The following is a 17,981-nucleotide window of genomic DNA, read 5'->3' as shown; positions in this document are numbered from 1 at the left end:
CAATCGGCCTTATCGGGCAAGGATTCAGCGCCGGTCCGAAACCTTGATCCCCGGCGCCAGCTGGTTCTGGCCGATCCGGACGGCATCGTCGGTGAAATTCGCGACAAAGCTGCTGTTGCGGGTCAGCCCCGGTACGAATCTCGCACTATTGCCTTCGATCGCCAGCCCCGCGCTGTCATTTTCCCGTCCTTCCGGCGCGACGGTGATGAAGGCGCTCCAATTATCCTTGTCCTTGCCCTGCACCATCTCATTGCCGCGGATCGTCCCGCTCGCGCCGTTGGACAGGTCGATCATATAGTTGGTAAGCCGCCCGGCGCTGTCGTCGAAACTATTGTCGGTGATCGTCACGCGACGCGAGCGGGTCTTGAGATAATGGCCGCCATCGCCCTGGTCGAAGCGCGACCGCGTGACCGTCAGGCTCCCATAGCGGCCGATATAGACGCCATGGGCGCAGTCGAGATCCCGGTCGCAACGGCCCAGATGGCGGAAGGTCGACTTGTCGATCGTCACCGAGCCGCCGGCATTGTCACCGCTCAATATGCCTTCCTCGCTGTAGCGGAACAGGCTGTTGACCACGGTCAGATTGCCACCCTCCAGACGGATGCCCGCGCCATTGCCATCGGGCACGCGCAGATTCTGGAAGATCACCCCGTCGACGATGCTCGACCGGCCGCGCAGCACCAGCGCCGCCTTGCCCTCGCACACGACCCCGTCGAGGATAACCGACCCAGGCGTCGCCGCCTTCACGGTGACGTCGCCTTGGGACTGCACCGCGCACTGGCGATAGCTGCCGGGCGCGATCACGACCGTTCCCTTTCCGCCGCCGATCGCGCCGATGGCATCGTTCAGCGAGCCATAGACCCGCCCCGTCTCCACGACCGTGAAGGGCGCTGGCGCGCTTTGCGCGAAGGCAGTGGCGGCGATCGCCGCCGAAACGAGCAGGGTTGTGGAAAGGATACGCATGCTCGCCTGATAGGCCCCGCCCGACACGCCGCCAACAAAGACAAGTGGTTAACGCCCGCCCGCCCCACTATGGGACAGGCTGCGCATCAATGCTTAACCGGGAAACAGGTCCACGCGCTCGGCATCGGGCAGGATGGCGTCGAGCAGCAAAGACCGATGGCAACCGCAAGGATCGCGCTCGAAACAGAGCAAAGCCGTCGGCGTTTCCGCCGCTGCCCCCTTCAATTGTTCGGCCTGCACGATCGCCTCGGGCAAATCGAGCTGGCCCGCATAGATTTCCGCGAGCCGGGCATGGTTCCCCTTCCGCGCGGCTTCGCGGCCTTCGGGCGGCGTGCCGAGCGCCTTATACCCCCGATAGTCGATTCCCGCCTCGCGCAGCCCGGCGGCAAGGATATTCTTGGAAAAGCCCGGCCGGCGCGACAAGGGCACCGCGCGCACGTCCGCCAGCAGGCGAACGCCTGCCTCAGCAAGCGTCGCGACCAGTTCCGCCTGCGTCACGCCCTCATAACCGATCGTGAAAATCTTCATGGCGTCAAGATAGGAACCGACCGGCACAATGCCAGTCGGCACAGGTCAATCCAGATTAGGCCGCAAATAGCGCTCCGCGGTGTCCAGATCGATGCCGCGCCGCTGCGCATAATCCGCTAGCTGATCGCGTCCCACCCGCGCCACGCCGAAATATTCGGCCTGGGGGTGCCCGAAGTAAAAGCCGCTGACCGCCGCCGTCGGCAGCATCGCGAAGCTTTCGGTCAGCGTCGCGCCGGTCGCATGATGCGCGTCCAGCATATCGAACAATATCGGCTTAAGGCTGTGCTCAGGACAGGCGGGATAGCCCGGCGCGGGGCGGATGCCGCGATACTGTTCTTTCACCAGCGCTTCGTTGGTCAGTTGCTCGCCCTCGGCATAGCCCCATAGCGCGGTCCGCACATATTTATGCAGCCGCTCGGCAAAGGCCTCCGCCAGCCGATCCGCCAGCGCTTTCAAAAGTATGTCCGAATAGTCATCGATCGCGGCCTTGAACTTCGCCAGATGCGGCTCGATGCCGTGGATCGACACCGCAAAGCCGCCGATCCAGTCGCCATCATGGCTGATGAAATCGGCCAGGCACATATTGGCGCGCCCTTCGCGCTTGGCGATCTGCTGGCGGAGCATGGGCAGGCGCACATGTTTTTCGTCCTCGACATGGACGATGATGTCGTCGGCCTCGCGCCGGCAGGGCCACAGGCCCGCGACGCCGCGTGCTGTCAGCCATTTCTCATTGATAATCTTATCCAGCATCGCCTGGGCGTCGGCGAACAGGCTGCGTGCGCTCTCGCCCACGACCGGGTCCTCCAGGATCGCGGGATAATTGCCCGCCAGTTCCCACGCGCGGAAAAAGGGCGTCCAGTCGATATAGTCGCGAAGGTCCTTCAGGTCCCAATTGGGAAAGCGATGAACGCCGGGCAGCAGCGGACGCGGCGCTTTGAGGCTCTCGTCGATCTCGAACGCGTTCGCTCGCGCATCCTCAATGCTAAGCAGGGCGCTTTGCCCTTTATTCGCGCGCGCGACCCGGACATGCTCATAATCATCCTTGGTCTTCTGCACGAAATCGCTCTTCTGCGTATCCGAGACCAGCGCGGTCGCCACGCCCACGGCGCGGCTGGCGTCGAGCACATGCACGACCGGTCCGGTAAAGGCCGGGTCGATGCGCAACGCCGTGTGGACCCGCGATGTGGTCGCGCCGCCGATCAGCAGCGGCATCGTCATATTGGCGCGCTGCATTTCGGCCGCGACCGTCACCATCTCGTCCAGCGAAGGCGTGATGAGGCCCGACAGGCCGATCATGTCGGCGTCATGGTCATTGGCGGCCTTGATGATGTCCTGCCACGGCACCATGACACCCATGTCGATCACATCGAAGCCGTTACACTGGAGTACGACACCGACGATATTCTTGCCGATGTCATGCACGTCACCCTTGACCGTCGCCATGATGATCTTGCCCTTGCCCTTGGCGCCGGGTTCCTTGGCGGCCTCGATAAAGGGCAGCAGATGCGCGACCGCCTTTTTCATGACGCGGGCGGACTTGACCACTTGCGGCAGGAACATCTTGCCCGCGCCGAACAGGTCGCCGACGACGTTCATGCCGTCCATCAGCGGCCCTTCGATCACATGGATCGGCTTTTCGGCGGAGAGGCGACACTCTTCTGTGTCCTCCACCACAAACATGTCGATCCCCTTGACCAGCGCATGTTCCAGCCGTTTGGCAACCGGCCAGCTGCGCCATTCCTGCGCGGCCTTTTCGGTCGCGGCATCGGTGCCCTTGAAGCTTTCGGCCAGCGCGACGAGACGGTCGCCGGCTTCGGGGTCGCTGTTGAGCAGCACATCCTCGCATGCCTTGCGAAGCGCGGGATCGATCGTGTCATACACGTCGAGCTGGCCCGCATTGACGATCGCCATGTCGAGGCCGGCGGGAATGGCGTGGTAGAGGAACACCGAATGCATCGCCCGGCGCACCGGCTCGTTGCCCCGGAACGAGAAGCTGAAATTGGAAAGCCCGCCCGAAATATGGACATGCGGGCAGCGCGCCTTGATCTCGCGGCACGCCTCGATGAAGTCCATGCCGTAATTATTATGCTCCTCGATCCCCGTCGCCACGGCGAAGATATTGGGATCGAAGATGATATCCTCGGGCGGGAAGCCGATCGTCATCAAAAGCTTGTAGGCGCGCTCGCAAATCTCGACCTTGCGCTCTTTCGTGTCGGCCTGACCCGTCTCGTCGAACGCCATGATGACCGCCGCTGCGCCATAGGCCATGCATTTGCGGGCGTGGAACAGAAAGGCTTCCTCGCCCTCCTTCATGCTGATCGAATTGACGATCGGCTTGCCCGACACGCATTTGAGGCCCGCTTCGATCACCTCCCATTTCGAGGAGTCGATCATCACCGGCACACGGCTGATGTCCGGTTCCGCCGTCATGAGCTTGAGGAACGTCGTCATCGCCTCGACCGCGTCGAGCAGCCCCTCGTCCATATTGACGTCGACGATCTGCGCCCCGCTCTCCACCTGATCGCGCGCAATATCGATCGCGGCGGCATAGTCGCCCGCCATGATGAGTTTCTTGAACTTGGCGGAGCCGGTGACGTTGGTGCGCTCGCCGATATTGACGAAAGTGGCGGTGGATTTGGTGGTCATTTTCTGTTCGTCACCCCAGCGAAAGCTGGGGTCTCCCCATATTGAAGTGCGCCCCAGGAGGCACGAGATCCCAGCTTTCGCTGGGATGACGCTATTATGTCACGCCGCGATGTGCATCGGTTCCAGCCCGGCAAGCCGAGTCACTACCGGCAGTTCCGGCACCTGCCTCGGCTTATGCCCGGCAAGCGCTCTGGCCACCGCACTGATATGCGCGGGCGTCGTGCCGCAGCAGCCGCCGACGATATTGACCAGCCCCTCGTCCACCCATTGCCGGATCAGGCTCGCCGTCGTTTCCGGCAGTTCGTCATATTGCCCCAGTTCATTGGGCAGGCCGGCATTGGGATAGGCGAGGATCAGCGTATCGGCATTTTTCGACAACTCCGCCAGATAGGGCCGCAGCAGATCCGCGCCGAACGCGCAGTTCACCCCGATCGTCAGCGGCTTCAAATGCCGCAGCGAATACCAGAAGGCGTTGATCGTGTGGCCCGACAGGTTGCGGCCGGACATATCGGTGATGGTGAAGCTCAGCATCAGCGGCACCGGACGCCCCGCCGCCGCCTCGGCTTCGCGCGCGGCCATGCCGGCCGCCTTGGCGTTGAGCGTATCGAAACAGGTTTCGACCAGCAGGAAATCCACCCCGCCCTCGATCAGCGCGTCGCACTGTTCGCGATAATCGGCCTTGAGCGCATCATAATCGACCTCGCGATAGGCGGGATCGTTGACGTCGGGCGAAATCGACAGCGTCTTGTTGGTCGGCCCGATCGACCCGGCGACGAAACGCGGCCGACCGTCCTTCGCGGTCGCCGCGTCGCAGCATTTGCGCGCGATATGCGCGGCGGCGATATTGAGCTCGCGCACCAGATGCTCGCAGCCATAATCGGCCATCGCGATCCGGGTCGACGAAAAGCTGTTGGTTTCCAGCATGTCAGCGCCGGCATCCAGATAGGCGGTGTGGATCGCCTCCACAATGTCGGGGCGGGTCAGGCACAGAAGGTCGTTATTGCCCTTCTGATCCTTTTCGAGCGGAAGGTCGCCACGATAGTCGGCTTCTGTCAGCGCATATTTCTGGATCGACGTGCCATAGCCGCCATCGAACACCATGATTTTTTCGGCAGCGATTGCGCGAAACTGTTCTTCGGCGGTCATGCGGTTTTCTCCAGTTCGGGCGCGCTCACTTGCGGCCGAAGCCCCAGCAGATGACAGATGGCATAGCTCAGCTCCGCCCGGTTCAGCGTGTAGAAGTGCAGGTCGCGCACCCCGCCCGCATAAAGCCTGCGGCATAATTCGGCGGCAAGAGTGGCGGACACCAGCTGGCGCGCGGCTGGCTTTTCGTCCAGCCCCTCGAACAGCCGACCCATCCAGCTTGGCACCTGCGTGTTGCACATGGCCGACATGCGCTGAACCGCGCCGAAATTGCTGACCGGCATGATGCCGGGGATGATGTCCGCATCGATCCCCGCCGCCGCGACCGTATCGCGGAACCGAAAAAAGGCGTCGGGCGTGAAAAAGAATTGGGTGATCGCCCGCGTCGCGCCCGCATCGATCTTGCGTTTCAGGTTGTCGATATCGCTCTGCGCACTCAGCGCGTCGGGATGGGTTTCGGGATAGGCCGCCACCGAAATCTCGAACGGATGCCGTTTGAGCAGCCCGTCGACCAGTTCGGCGGCACCCTGATAGCCTTGCGGATGTGGCTCGAACTTCGCGCCGGCCACCGGCGGATCGCCACGAAGCGCCACGATATGGCGCACGCCCGCGTCCCAATAGGCGTCGGCCACGTCGTCGATCTCGGCCTTGCTCGCCGCCACGCAGGTCAGGTGCGCCGCCGCCGCCAGCGACGTTTCCCTGGCGATCCGCGCCACCGTATTATGGGTGCGCTCGCGCGTCGTCCCGCCCGCGCCATAGGTCACGGACACGAATTTCGGCGCCAGCGGACTGAGCGTCTCGACCGCCGACCATAGCTGCTCTTCCATCTTGTCCGTCTTGGGCGGAAAAAATTCGAAGCTGACATTCAGGTCGCCGGCGAGGTCCGCATAAAGCGGCGCATCGAAAGCGCGGCGCGCCTCATCTTCGGGGGAGCTGGTCGATATCATGCAGAAATCCGTTCTTCGTGTCGCAGGATGCGGGCGCCCCGCCTGCGTCCGAGCCATAATTGCACCGTAAGTTCCTGTCCCGGCAGTGATTCAACCTGCTCCAGGTCGAGACCCGCGCGGGCGAACCAGCCTTGTATCTGATCATCCGAAAAGCCAAGACGCGAATGCTGGTCGCGCGTCCGCAATTCTTCCCTCTCATGCGCGGCGAAATCGACGATCAGGACCCGACCGCCGATCCGGGCGACGCGTGCGGCTTCGGCGATCACCATTTCAGGTGCCTGTGCATAATGGAGCACCTGATGGAGCAAAATCGTATCGCTGCTTTCGGCCTCCAACGGCAGATCCCCGAAATCGCCCAGCATCAGGGCATATTTCCCGGCCGCATCCTCTGGCAGTTTCGCACGGGCGAGGCGCAGCATGTCCGGGCTGCGGTCGAGCGCCGTGACATGATCGGCGCCCGGGCCGAAAACCTCGATCATCCGCCCGGTCCCTGTGCCGATATCCAGCAGATGCCCCAAAGATTGGCTGGCAAGCAGCGCGGTCATCGCCGTTTCCACCTCCGCCTCGGCGACGTGGAGCGAACGGATCGCATCCCATTCCTCCGCATGTTCGGCGAAATAGGCCTCGGCGGCGCGCGACCGGTCGGCCCTTACGGCCGCAAGCCGCGCCAGATCGGCCTCCTGCCACAATCGCTCGCTCGGGCTCGGACGCAATTGGTCGAGCAGCGCGATGAACGGCGCAACCTCGGCGCTCCGCGCTAGGCGCAGGAACACCCAGTTACCCTCCTTGCGACGCTCCACCAGCCCTGCTTCGGCGAGAATGCGCACATGGCGCGATACGCGCGGCTGGCTTTGCCCCACGACCTGCGCGATCTCGCCTACCGCAAGCTCCATCGCGCGCAGAAGATGGACGATCCGCAGCCGGGTCGGATCGGCAAAAGCCCTGAAAATCTCGATTGCCGCGCTCATGACATGACCATATAAAGAAATCTTTATATACGTCAATGCCTAGCATGGTGGACAGCTCATATTGCCTTGATCAGAGCGCAACCGCCCATGCGCATGATGGGGATTGCCTTGCCCGGTCCAAAGCATTAGGAATCGAGCGGCAGGCGCAATGGGGGGGTGAGCTTTTCTCCGAGAGTTGTCTGCACCGTTTTATTCTCAGAGAGGGGTTTTTGCCCATGACCAAATCGATTGCTCTTTCGCTCGTTCTCGCCGCATCGCTCGGCCTCACCGCTTGTTCGGGCGGCCACGACAATGCTGCGAACAACGCTGCCAATTCCGCTGAAAATGCATCCAACGCTGCCGACAACGCCCTGAACGCCGCCGTCAATGCGGCCGACAACGCCAGCAACGCCAGCAATGCTGCCGCCAACGCGACGAACAACGCCGCGAACGCGATGTAATTTCCGGCTTCGGAAAAATGATATACGAAAGGGCCGCGCCGGAAACGGAGCGGCCCTTTCTGTTTGGAGCGGACATCATGGCCTTCATTCGCCCTTATGCAGCGGTAGCCGCCGCGTTCGGGCTCGCCGCCTGTGGTTCGGCACCGGACGAGGGCGTCGGCGGCGTCAGCGCGAGCGAGGCCAGCGCCCTCAATGATGCAGCCGCGATGCTGGACGCTCGCTCGGGCGACGCGAAAACCCTGAGCGGAAACATTAATCCCGCCGCTACCGCCGCCGCGAGAGCCGACCGGAAACGGGTCGCGCCCGATCCGGCACCTGATAGCGGGGCAACGACACGGCCCTGAAGGCCATAAAAAAGGCCACCCCTTGCGGAGCGGCCTTTCCTAAATATTCAAGTCGATCGCTTAGCAGTCGCGGTCGATCGCCCGGCCAGCGAGGGCGCCGACGCCGGCACCCAGGATCGCGCCTGTCGTGCCGTCCCCGCGACGGCCATAGCGGCCGCTGCCCTTGCCCACTTCATTGCCCAGCAGGCCGCCGGCGATCGCGCCGATGATGGTCCCGCCCGTGCCGCTGTCCCGGCAGCGATAGCCGCCGCGATAAGTGTTGCGATAACCGCGATAGCCGCGATAGCCGTCGCCGCGATAATAATCGCCGCGATAGCCACGATAATAGTCGCCACGATTGCCGCGATAATAATCGCCCCGGTCATAGCCGCGATAATAGCCGTCACGCGCCATGGCGGGGCTGGCGGTCGCTGCGAGGGAAGCGACGCCCATTGCCAGGGCCGCACCCATATTGATCAGAAACTTGGTCTTCATGGCGTTGCTCCTCCTTGCCATTGCCCTAGGCGCATCCATCAGGTGATTCGCCATCGATTGATCCTGTTATGCCGATTCGCCGTTGAGCGGAGCCTGAATGGCCGTGACAGCGCGCGTTCAGCTTTCGGTCGGCCTGCACGGGCTGTTTCCCGCCCGCATTTGGCCTATGGCCACTGGCGATGCGCCGAATCCTGATCGTCCTCGCTCTTGCGATCCTGCTGCTGCCCGCACCCCCTGTGAACAAGCCCGCCATCATTCGCGCGGGCGCTCTGCTGGTGTCGGCGCGCGCGCTGCCGCTCAGTCTGGCGGACCCGGCCCAGCGGCAGGCCGGCCAGCTCCGCTATCTTGGCGGTTGGGAACTGACGAGCGCGAACCCCGGCTTTGGCGGCATCTCGGCTTTGCTGATCGACCCCGCCGGCGACATATTGGGCCTGAGCGACAGCGGAACGCTTATGGGATTTCACGCGGGCCCCGGCGAAGCACAGCGTCGGCCTTTTCTCGCGCCCCTCCCCGTGCGACCGCAGGATCGCGACCAGCCCTGGTGGGTGTGGGATTCTGAAGCGCTCACGCATGATCCCGAAACCGACCGCTATTGGGTCGGCTTCGAGCTGCGGCAGGAAATATGTCGCTACGCGCCCGGTTTTGCCCGGGTCGAGGCGTGCCGAACATGGCCCGACATCGTCGCCTGGCCAAAGACCGGGTCGATCGAATCGCTGGCCCGGCTGCCCGATGGTCGCTTTCTGGCGATATCGGAAATGGGCATGACCGCCGATGGCCGGCACGATTCTCTGCTGTTCGCGGGCGACCCCGCGGAAGACAGCACTCCCGCTCCGATCCATCTGCGCTATGCGCCGCCACGCGGCTATCGCCCGACCGACGCGGTCGCGCTCGACGCGCGCCATCTGCTCGTTCTCAACCGGCGGGTGACCCTCCAGGACCTGTTCACAGCGACGATCGCCATCGTCGATCTGCCCGCCGGCCCAAGACCGGGCGCGTTGCTTCAGGCACGCACCCTCGCCCGGCTCGCGCCGCCGCTTCAGGCCGATAATTTCGAAGGGATCGCCATCAGCAGGGATGGCAATCAAACGGCCGTATGGATCACATCCGACGATAATCACGAATTTTTTCAGCGCAGCCTGCTGCTGAAATTCGCCCTGCCCCCGGCAATCTGGCGTCCGCAACGCTGAACGCCAAAAAGCGGCCCGTCGCCGGACCGCTCTTTACGTCTCCGCCAACAGGGCGAATCAGGCGGCGGCAGCCGCCTTCTTCTTGACGATGTCGCGCTTGAGGCGACGCGCCTTGAGCGACAGCTTGTCGTCGCTGGTCTTGACCAGCCAATTGTCGAGACCGCCATTATGCTCGACCGAGCGCAGGCCGTGGGTCGACACGCGCAGCTTGACGCTGGTTTCGAGCAATTCGGAAATCAGCGACACATTCTGCAGGTTGGGCAGAAATACGCGCTTGGTCTTGTTGTTCGCGTGGGACACATTGTGACCCACCTGGCGGCCCTTGCCGGTCAGTTCGCAGATGCGCGACATAGTCAATCAACCTTGTATTCGGGTTCGTCCGGAAAGCGGCGCGGATAGCGGCATATCCAGACCTCGTCAACCCGCACGGGGCAGGAGATCGTGCCGCTTTCGCAACCTTTATCCAGCTCCAGGCGTTGCTGGCCCCGTAACCGATAGGAGGGCAGAATGCGAGTCTTGGGTGGATTATTACTGATCGTGCTGCTGGCGATCGGTGCCGCGATCGCGCTTGGCTTCATCGACGTGCAGAAAACGCGCGACGGGCAATTGCCCGAAATCGCCATCGAAAAGGGCGCGCTGCCAAAATATGAGGCGAACGTCGCAAAGGTCGAAGTCGGTACGCGCAACGAGACGGTCGAAGTGCCCACGGTCGCCGTCAAAAAGCCCTGATATGTTCGCTACGCGGGGCCGTTCGTGTATGGCCTCGTGCGTGTCGCCGCCCTTTCCCCTGCCCGCTCCCATGCGCCGTGCACTCGATCTCGCGCGAAACGCCGGGGACGCGGGCGAAGTGCCGATCGGTGCGGTCGTAACGCAGGAAGGGCGAATCATCGGTGAGGGCGAGAATCGCAATCGACGCGACAATGATCCAACCGCCCATGCCGAAATCGTCGCCCTGCGCGCGGCAGCGAAGCGTATAGGCGATTTCCGCCTCACCGGTTGCGACCTGTGGGTGACGCTGGAACCCTGTCCCATGTGCGCCGGAGCCATGTCTCACGCCCGGATCGCGCGGCTCTATTATGCCGTGTCCGATCCCAAGGGCGGCGCACTAGAACAGGGACCCCGCCTCTTTTCTCAGCCGCAATGTCTGCACCGTCCCGACGTCTATGGCGGGCTGGCCGAAGCGGAAGCCTCAGCGCTGCTGCGCGACTTTTTCGCCGCCCGGCGCTGAATAGTCGATCCGGTAAAGCGTATAGGGAAGGGTAAGGCCGGTGCGCAGAAATACCGGATCAAGCCAGCCCGGCACCTGCCCCCGCATCAGCCCGGCATAAAAGCCGCGCGGATTGCGCGCCGCATAGATGGTGCCTTCGGGGAAATTGGGACAGATCAGCAGATAGGTCGCATGATGCCGCGCGGCGATCGGCCGGAAGGCATCGGCCGGGCCGTCGAACCCATGCTGGATGTCGAGGATGGCCGCGCCGTTGCGGTGATAGGGGCCGGCAATCGCGCTATGATGCGTCGTCGCGATCAAACGCGGACCCAGGTCCACCATGGTGAAGATCGTCGCCGGCGGCAGCTGATTGAGCAGTTCGAGAGCGGGCAGAGTGCGACAGCGGCTATTGGCCCTGTTGATCGCATCCGTCCGCGCGATGGCCGACCGCCGCCAGGGCTTGGGTGTCGTGCCCGTCGCCTGCGCCCACAGCCGGTTGGCTTGCGGATAGAGCGGATAGGCAAAGATGATCGCCGCCAGCAGCGCCACACCAACCAAGCCCCCTATCCGCACCAGCGGCCGCCCGGTCGCGATGCCAGCCAGCATCCGATGCGCGGCCCAGGCGGCAGGGGGGACCGCCAGCAACTGCGCCGCAGGCCCGGCCCGCAACGCCCAGAGGAGCAAAGCGGTCGAAAAGACCATCATCAGCCCGACCGTGGCCCAGGCCCATAGCCTGTCACTATCGCGCCGCGCCGACCAGAGGGCGAAGATCAGCCCAGCGAGGCCCGCTACCGGAATCGCCATCAGCGGCACGACCACGCTGCGCGCCTGCGCCGTCAGCGGCTTGGCCTCGCGGATATTGGCCAGCCACAAACGCTGCAATTCGGGCGATATCTGATAGGCGCCGCTAAGGCATTGCGGCCAGTTGATCCAGGCGAACAGTGCGACCGCCGCGCCGACCGCCAGCCCCGCGCCCAGCCGCGCGGGCCAGCTGCGCAACGGCAGTAGCGCCAGCAAGGTCATCCCTGCGCCGACTGCGGCGAAGATCGCGACCCAGATCGGCGACAGCGCGTCGCACACCATCTGCCGGTTGGCATAGCTCGCCGTGGTCACGAACAGGATGGACACCGACCCCGCAAGGCTCAGCGCATAGGGCAGCATGCGCCGCCCCGCCCCCTCCCTGAACACCCAGCGCAGCGCGATCAGCGCGCCGCCCGCCGCGAGATAGACGATCATCTCCATGCCGATCGCCAGCGACAGCGCGCTGCTGACCCCAGCGACGATCCCGCCCCGCCGCCAGTTGCGATCGACCAGCCCCGCCAGCATCGTCACCGCCAGCGCCAGCTGCCAGCCATGATGATCGATCCGCATCGGCACGAACATGCCCATGCTCATCTGCGCGGCGAGCGGGGCAAGCACCGCGAAAAGCCAGGCGCCCCGGACATTGGGTCCATCGCCTGCGAGCCGCCGGGCGATAAAGCCCAGACTGAACATCAGCGGCAATAGCGGCAGCAGCGGCGCGATCCCGCACGCCAACCTATCCGCAAGCCCCTGATCGACGAACGCCCCGAAGAACAGCATCAGGCCCGCAAGCGGCAGGTCGACCAGCCGCGACCAGTGAATATTCGCGCCGCCGGGCGGATCGAGCCGATATTGCCGCAGATCGAACCAGCCCTGCCCCGCCAGCCAGTCCTTCACCTGAACATAGCGGATATTATCGTCGGTATCGCCGAGCGTCAGCCAGTGGATAGCAGGCCAGCGATTGATCAGGAAACCCGCGACGATGGCGACCCAGATCAGGAAGGTCAGCCATTTCCAGTGGCGCTCGCCCCAATCGACGAGCCGCCCTGCCCCATATCCGACGCGATCGCGAAGGCTTTGCCCGCTTTGCAAGATCATGTCGGTCGATTAGACGCTCCGCATCAAAGCGCAACGGGGCTGAGCATGAAAATCATCCAACGGCTCTCGCCCGAGCGACAAGCCTTTTTCTGGCAGATCTTTCGCTACGGCCTCACCGGCCTGTTCGTGACCGCCTGTCAGGCCGCGATCTACTGGAGCCTCGCCGCGCTCGCGGGCTTTCATCCGCAGCTCGCCAATGGCATCGGCTATGGCGCGGCAGTCGTGATCGGCTATCTGCTCCACAACGCCTTCACCTTCCGGGGGCATGGCGCGGAAGGCAGCCACGCCGCACGCAGCGTCCGCTTTATCGCCGTTTCGCTCATCAGCTATGCGCTCAACGCGCTCTGGGTCGGGATCGCGGTCACCTACATGCAATGGCCGGAATGGTCGCCCATCCCGGCCATGATCTTCGTGACGCCGGCCGTTGTGTTCGGCCTCAACCGGCAATGGGTGTTCAAATGACCGTCAGTGAACGAACCGCGCCACCACGTCGCGATAGGACCGGCTGACCTTCACCTGCGCGCCCGATTCCAGCACCAGGAAACATTCGCCATTGGTGTGCGGCTTCACCTGCTTCACCTGGCTGAGGTTGACGATGGTCGAGCGATGCACCCGCTGGAAATTGCGCGGGTCGAGCCGCTTTTCCAGATCCTTCATCGTTTCGCGCAGGATCAGCGAATTGTCGGCGGTATAGATGCACATATAATCGCCCGCCGCGTCGATCCGTTCGATCGAATCCACGTCGACGCGGAAAATCTGGCCCCTATCCTTTATGTTGATCAGCTTTTCGAAGCGGTTCGACGCCGGCCCTTCGTCATCGGCCGCATTGAAATCGCTCATCGCCTGCGGCGCGACCTCGGCCAGCACTTCGCGCAGCTTCTCCGCTTCCTGCACCTGCCGTTTTTCCGACAGGCGCAGCCGCACCCGGTCGAGCGCATCGGCCAGCCGCCCCTCTTCGACCGGCTTCATCAGATAATCCACGGCCTGCGCCTCGAACGCGCGGATCGCATGGTCGCTATAGGCGGTGCAGAAAATCACCAGCGGTGGCTCCACCTCCATAAGCCCCTGGACGACGGAAAAGCCGTCGAAGCCCGGCATCTGGATGTCGAGGAACACAAGGTCGGGTTTATGCGTCTTGATTGCGCGAATGGCTTCACGGCCATTGCTACAGGTTTCGATGATGTCGACATCCTCATGCGCTTCGAGACGCAGCGCGAGGCCCTGTATGGCCAGGCTTTCGTCATCGACGAGGATCGTTCTGATGGTCATGCGGCCACTTTCGTTGGTTCTTCCATATTGAGGGGCATTTCGATGATGACCGAAAAACCGCCCGGTGTGGAACGCGTGTCAAAGCTCTGTCGTTCCCCATAGGCCTGGATCAGCCGGTCGCGGATATTCGCGAGACCGACACCCGTGCCCATGGCTTCGAGACTGTTCGGCCTCACCGGCCCCTCGTTCAATCCCGGCCCGGTATCCGATACGATGATCCGAACATTTTCACCGGCAGGCTGCGCCGTGACGGAGATTTCGGCGCCCTCTTCCTTTGGCGTCACCGCATATTTGATCGCATTCTCGACCAACGGCTGGAGCAGCAGCGAGGGCAGGCGCGACTGGGCGACTGCCGGATCGATGTGAAAGACCGGGCGCAACCGGTCCTCGAACCGCATCTTCTCTATCTCCAGATAGAGTTTGAGGGTCTCGATCTCCTGCTCGATCGTCACCTGCGCGGTCGGCTCGTTGATCAACGTGTAGCGCAGGAAGGACGAGAGGCGCGAGAGCATCTTGTTCGCCCGGTCGGTCTGCTTGAGCAGCACCAGCGTCGAAATGCTGTTGAGCGTATTGAACAGGAAATGGGGATTCAACTGATAGCGCAACATGGCCAGTTGCGCGCTCGACGCCTGGCTTTCCAGCCGCAGCAACTGATCCGCCTGCTCTTCCACCGTCAGATAGAAATTGATCGCATAATAGAGCGCCGACCAGGCGCCCAGCAGGGTCATCGACAGATAAAATGCGCCCAGAAACAGCTGAAGCCCCGCCGTGTCGCTGCCCTGATTCTGGGTCGAAAATACCCATGCCTCGACAAAGGCGACAAATCCCGCAGCGGCGACGACCGTCACGATCGATACGCCCCAGGTGATGATCGGCCGCTGTTTGAGCAGGAACCGGAACATCACCGCGATCAGCAGCGTCACCGAATAGCCGGTCACGGTCGATATGAGGACCGAAATCAGGCTGGATAGCGACTGGCCATTGGCGATGGTGGAGGAGCCACGGAGCAGAAAAGCCCCCGCCCAGCCCAAGGACTGGAGGTTCCAGAAGGCGCGGTTCTTGTCCGCGAAAAACGGTTGCGGCTGGAAACGATGCACTGACATGGGCGCGAACCTAGGCGATTTCAGCGCCGTGGTGAAGCGGCGGGACGGCGCGGGATCGTTCACTGGCGGCACATCGGCATCAGGCGGCGGCTGGTTCCTGAACCGCCGACGTCATGTCATCCTCCCCCAGCCACACCAGATCGCCCAGTCCCAGAGACCGGCCGTCATGCGCCTGAATGGTGATCCTGCGGATCGGCAGCCCATCCCGCCGGTCGGCCAGAACCTGGCAGGTAGGGGGCGCACAGCCCCATTTTTCACCCCATTGCCGCAGGGCGATCATCACAGGGGCCAGTTCCTGCCCCTTTTCCGTCAGCAGATATTCGACCTTCCGCCGGTCGCACTGCATCGGCTGGCGGAGCATGATGCCGTTTTCGACAAGGCGCGTGAGCCGGTTGGCGAGGATGTTGCGGGCGATCCCCAGGCACGACTGGAATTCCTCGAAATGGCGAATCCCCGACAGCGCGCCGCGCAGGATCATAAAGGACCAGCGCTCGCCCATCGCTTCCAGCGCCGCCGGCAGCGCGCATTGTTCCAGATCCTGCGCCAAATTCTGAGTCATCGTCCGACCTTGATAGCGCAAAGCTGCGGCTGTTGCAAAAAGGCCGCGCTCTGGCCCCTCCAAATCCCTTTATTTCCACGAAGATGGGATTTTTTTGTTGCACCACAAGGCGCTTCCCACACTATCGGGCGCATAATGTTACGCCAGTATGAACTCGTCGAACGCGTCAAACGCTATGATCCGCAAGCGGACGAGGCGATGATCAACCGCGCCTATGTGTTTTCGGTCCAGAAGCACGGGTCCCAGAAGCGCGCCAGCGGCGACCCCTATTTCAGCCACCCGATCGAGGTGGCGGGTATTCTGACCGAATTTTATTTGGACGACCAGACGATCGTGACCGCGCTGCTGCACGACACGATTGAGGATACACTCGTTACCCATGAGGAGATCGAGGCCGCGTTCGGCAAGGATGTCGCCCGCATGGTCGACGGCGTCACCAAGCTCTCGAAGATCGAGGCGATGAGCGAAAATGAGCGCGCGGCGGAAAATCTGCGCAAATTCCTGCTCGCCATGTCCGACGACATCCGCGTGCTGTTGGTCAAGCTCGCCGACCGGCTGCACAATATGCGCACGCTCCATTTCATCAAGAATGACGCCAAGCGCCGCCGCATCGCCAGGGAGACGATGGATATCTATGCCCCGCTCGCGGAGCGGATCGGCATGTACGACTTCATGCGCGAAATGCAGTTGCTCGCGTTCCGCGAACTCGAACCCGAAGCCTATGCCAGCATCACCAAACGGCTGGAACAGCTCAAGGAGGGCGGCCATGACAAGGTCGACCGGATCGGCGCGGAACTGCAATTGCTGCTGGGTGGCAAGGGGTTGCCGGTCACGGTCTCGGGACGGGAAAAACACCCCTATTCCATCTGGAAAAAGATGCAGGAGCGCCATATCAGCTTCGAGCAGCTGACCGACGTCATGGCCTTTCGCGTCATCACCGATTCGACGGAAGATTGCTACCGCGCGCTCGGCGTGATCCACCAGACCTATAAAATGGTGCCGGGCCGGTTCAAGGATTATATCTCCACCCCCAAGCGCAACGGCTATTGCTCGCTGCACACGACCGTCATCCATCAGGACAATGCCCGGATCGAGGTGCAGATCCGCAGCCGCGACATGCACAGCAACGCCGAACTGGGCCTGGCCGCGCACTGGGCCTATAAGCAAAAGGGCGACGCGGGCGATCATCACGCCGCCTGGCTGCGGGACCTCGTCGAAATCCTCGAACAGAGCCAGGACGCCGACGAGCTGCTCGAACATACGCGCATGGCGATGTATCAGGACCGCATCTTCGCCTTTTCGCCCAAGGGCGAGCTGCACCAGTTGCCCAAGGGATCGACGCCGGTCGATTTCGCCTATGCCGTCCACACCTCGCTCGGCAACCAGACGGTCGGCGCAAAGGTAAATGGCCGGGTCGTGCCCCTGCGCACCCCCCTCGAAAATGGCGACCAGGTCGAAATCCTCAAATCGGGCGGACAGGAGCCGCAGCCCGGCTGGCTGACCTTCGCCATCACCGGCAAGGCGCGCGCCGCCATCCGCCGCTACATCCGCCAGAAACAGCGCGGCGAGGAAATCGCGCTCGGCGAAAAGCTGTACGCGGAAATCGTCGGCCGCTTTCCCGCCGAACTGGTGCCTGAACTCGGCGACAAGGCGCTCAAGGCCGCGCTCAAGCGGCTGAAGCTGGAGGATCGCGCCGCCTTGATGATCGCGATTGCGACCCATCGCCTGCTCGATTCAGAAGTGATGGAGGCGCTGATGCCGGGATCGACATCAGCCAAGGGCATGGAGGATTCGCACCAGCACCAGCATGCCCCCGTGTCGATCCGCGGCCTGACGCCCGGCATCGCCTATAATCTGGGCGATTGCTGCCATCCGGTGCCGGGCGACCGCATCGTCGGCATTCGCCGCACCGGCGAGCCGATCGAGGTTCACACGATCGATTGCCGCTCGCTCGAAACCGGCCAGGACGACGACTGGGTCGACCTTAGCTGGGACGCCAAGTCCAAGGGCGGCGCCGCGCGCCTCTCGGTCATCGTCAAGAACCAGCCGGGCGCGCTCGCCGCCGTCGCGAACGTCTTCGGCGCGACCAAGGCGAACATCCTCAACCTCCAACTCGTCAACCGCGAAGGCCCGTTCCACACCGACATCATCGACCTGGAAGTCGCCGACGCGCAACATCTGATGCGGATTTTGTCGGCCTTACGCGCGATCGACGTGGTGGTGCAGGCGGACCGGGTTTGAAAGCGAGTGTGGGTCGACGGTATGGGCCATAGAACGTAGCGAGGCCCGACCGAAGGCATAGCG

The 17,981-nt window shown here is 63.1% G+C and carries 19 protein-coding genes; 7 read left to right on the top strand and 12 right to left on the bottom strand.

Annotated features, from left to right (window positions below):
* Positions 1-24 precede the first annotated feature (24 nt).
* The 6 genes from WG907_RS09920 to WG907_RS09895 all read right to left on the bottom strand — a co-directional run bounded on the left by WG907_RS09920 (position 25) and on the right by WG907_RS09895 (position 7,195).
* Entirely contained in the window at positions 25-963 is a 939-nt protein-coding gene (locus tag WG907_RS09920) for a right-handed parallel beta-helix repeat-containing protein (RefSeq protein WP_340232617.1), read from the bottom strand.
* 93 nt (positions 964-1,056) lie between these two features.
* On the bottom strand, positions 1,057-1,491 hold the full coding sequence (locus WG907_RS09915; RefSeq protein WP_340233023.1) for a DUF488 domain-containing protein: 435 nt from the start codon (positions 1,489-1,491) through the stop codon (positions 1,057-1,059).
* Positions 1,492-1,536: 45 nt separating this feature from the next.
* A complete protein-coding gene (metH, locus tag WG907_RS09910) occupies positions 1,537-4,137 on the bottom strand; it encodes a methionine synthase (protein WP_340232616.1) in 2,601 nt (866 codons plus the stop codon).
* Positions 4,138-4,236: 99 nt separating this feature from the next.
* Positions 4,237-5,283, bottom strand: coding sequence for a homocysteine S-methyltransferase family protein (locus WG907_RS09905; protein ID WP_340232615.1), 1,047 nt, complete (start codon positions 5,281-5,283; stop codon positions 4,237-4,239).
* Positions 5,280-6,227, bottom strand: a complete 948-nt coding sequence (metF, locus tag WG907_RS09900; RefSeq protein WP_340232614.1) for a methylenetetrahydrofolate reductase — start codon at positions 6,225-6,227, stop codon at positions 5,280-5,282. Before metF ends, WG907_RS09905 begins: the two co-directional genes overlap by 4 nt.
* A complete protein-coding gene (locus WG907_RS09895) occupies positions 6,224-7,195 on the bottom strand; it encodes an ArsR/SmtB family transcription factor (RefSeq protein WP_340232613.1) in 972 nt (323 codons plus the stop codon). The genes metF and WG907_RS09895 overlap by 4 nt, the downstream gene beginning before the upstream one ends.
* A gap of 215 nt (positions 7,196-7,410) precedes the next feature.
* Here WG907_RS09895 and WG907_RS09890 point away from each other — a divergent pair, with 215 nt between their 5' ends.
* Together WG907_RS09890 and WG907_RS09885 are read left to right on the top strand one after the other, a co-directional pair.
* The gene (locus WG907_RS09890; protein WP_340232612.1) at positions 7,411-7,635 is read left to right on the top strand and encodes a circumsporozoite protein; all 225 of its coding nucleotides are present in this window, start codon (positions 7,411-7,413) and stop codon (positions 7,633-7,635) included.
* Between the two features lie 77 nt (positions 7,636-7,712).
* Positions 7,713-7,979, top strand: coding sequence for a hypothetical protein (locus WG907_RS09885; RefSeq protein WP_340232611.1), 267 nt, complete (start codon positions 7,713-7,715; stop codon positions 7,977-7,979).
* 60 nt (positions 7,980-8,039) lie between these two features.
* Here WG907_RS09885 and WG907_RS09880 read toward each other — a convergent pair whose 3' ends face one another.
* Positions 8,040-8,453, bottom strand: coding sequence for a glycine zipper 2TM domain-containing protein (locus tag WG907_RS09880; protein ID WP_340232610.1), 414 nt, complete (start codon positions 8,451-8,453; stop codon positions 8,040-8,042).
* A gap of 179 nt (positions 8,454-8,632) precedes the next feature.
* On the opposite strand from WG907_RS09880, the gene WG907_RS09875 reads away from it, so the two are divergent.
* On the top strand, positions 8,633-9,640 hold the full coding sequence (locus WG907_RS09875; RefSeq protein WP_340232609.1) for an esterase-like activity of phytase family protein: 1,008 nt from the start codon (positions 8,633-8,635) through the stop codon (positions 9,638-9,640).
* A gap of 57 nt (positions 9,641-9,697) precedes the next feature.
* Here the strand turns inward: WG907_RS09875 and rpmB are convergent, their stop codons facing one another.
* Positions 9,698-9,991, bottom strand: a complete 294-nt coding sequence (gene rpmB / locus WG907_RS09870) for a 50S ribosomal protein L28 (RefSeq protein ID WP_340232608.1) — start codon at positions 9,989-9,991, stop codon at positions 9,698-9,700.
* A 156-nt stretch (positions 9,992-10,147) separates the two neighbouring features.
* Here rpmB and WG907_RS09865 point away from each other — a divergent pair, with 156 nt between their 5' ends.
* On the top strand, positions 10,148-10,369 hold the full coding sequence (locus WG907_RS09865; RefSeq protein WP_340232607.1) for a hypothetical protein: 222 nt from the start codon (positions 10,148-10,150) through the stop codon (positions 10,367-10,369).
* A 40-nt stretch (positions 10,370-10,409) separates the two neighbouring features.
* Positions 10,410-10,868: a nucleoside deaminase gene (locus WG907_RS09860; RefSeq protein ID WP_340232606.1), complete on the top strand. Its 459-nt coding sequence runs from the start codon at positions 10,410-10,412 to the stop codon at positions 10,866-10,868.
* On the opposite strand, the gene WG907_RS09855 is transcribed toward WG907_RS09860, so the two are convergent.
* Positions 10,830-12,746: a hypothetical protein gene (locus tag WG907_RS09855; protein WP_340232605.1), complete on the bottom strand. Its 1,917-nt coding sequence runs from the start codon at positions 12,744-12,746 to the stop codon at positions 10,830-10,832. The two genes, WG907_RS09860 and WG907_RS09855, sit on opposite strands and share 39 nt — an antisense overlap.
* Before the next feature lie 45 nt (positions 12,747-12,791).
* Between WG907_RS09855 and WG907_RS09850 the strand changes: the two genes are divergently transcribed.
* Positions 12,792-13,208: a GtrA family protein gene (locus WG907_RS09850; protein ID WP_340232604.1), complete on the top strand. Its 417-nt coding sequence runs from the start codon at positions 12,792-12,794 to the stop codon at positions 13,206-13,208.
* Positions 13,209-13,211: 3 nt separating this feature from the next.
* Here WG907_RS09850 and WG907_RS09845 read toward each other — a convergent pair whose 3' ends face one another.
* From WG907_RS09845 to WG907_RS09835, 3 genes are all read right to left on the bottom strand, one after another.
* Positions 13,212-14,015 (bottom strand): LytR/AlgR family response regulator transcription factor, encoded by an 804-nt coding sequence (locus WG907_RS09845; protein ID WP_340232603.1) that lies wholly within the window; start codon positions 14,013-14,015, stop codon positions 13,212-13,214.
* Positions 14,012-15,118: a sensor histidine kinase gene (locus WG907_RS09840; protein ID WP_340232602.1), complete on the bottom strand. Its 1,107-nt coding sequence runs from the start codon at positions 15,116-15,118 to the stop codon at positions 14,012-14,014. Before WG907_RS09840 ends, WG907_RS09845 begins: the two co-directional genes overlap by 4 nt.
* A gap of 79 nt (positions 15,119-15,197) precedes the next feature.
* Positions 15,198-15,677 (bottom strand): winged helix-turn-helix transcriptional regulator, encoded by a 480-nt coding sequence (locus WG907_RS09835; protein WP_340232601.1) that lies wholly within the window; start codon positions 15,675-15,677, stop codon positions 15,198-15,200.
* A 135-nt stretch (positions 15,678-15,812) separates the two neighbouring features.
* Here WG907_RS09835 and WG907_RS09830 point away from each other — a divergent pair, with 135 nt between their 5' ends.
* On the top strand, positions 15,813-17,918 hold the full coding sequence (locus WG907_RS09830) for a RelA/SpoT family protein (protein WP_340232600.1): 2,106 nt from the start codon (positions 15,813-15,815) through the stop codon (positions 17,916-17,918).
* The last annotated feature ends 63 nt before the right edge of the window (positions 17,919-17,981 follow it).

Source organism: Sphingobium fluminis (genome assembly GCF_037723805.1).
Classification (GTDB): domain Bacteria; phylum Pseudomonadota; class Alphaproteobacteria; order Sphingomonadales; family Sphingomonadaceae; genus Sphingobium.
Note: the sequence above shows the minus strand (reverse complement) of the source record. Positions and strands in the feature narration are given on the sequence as shown.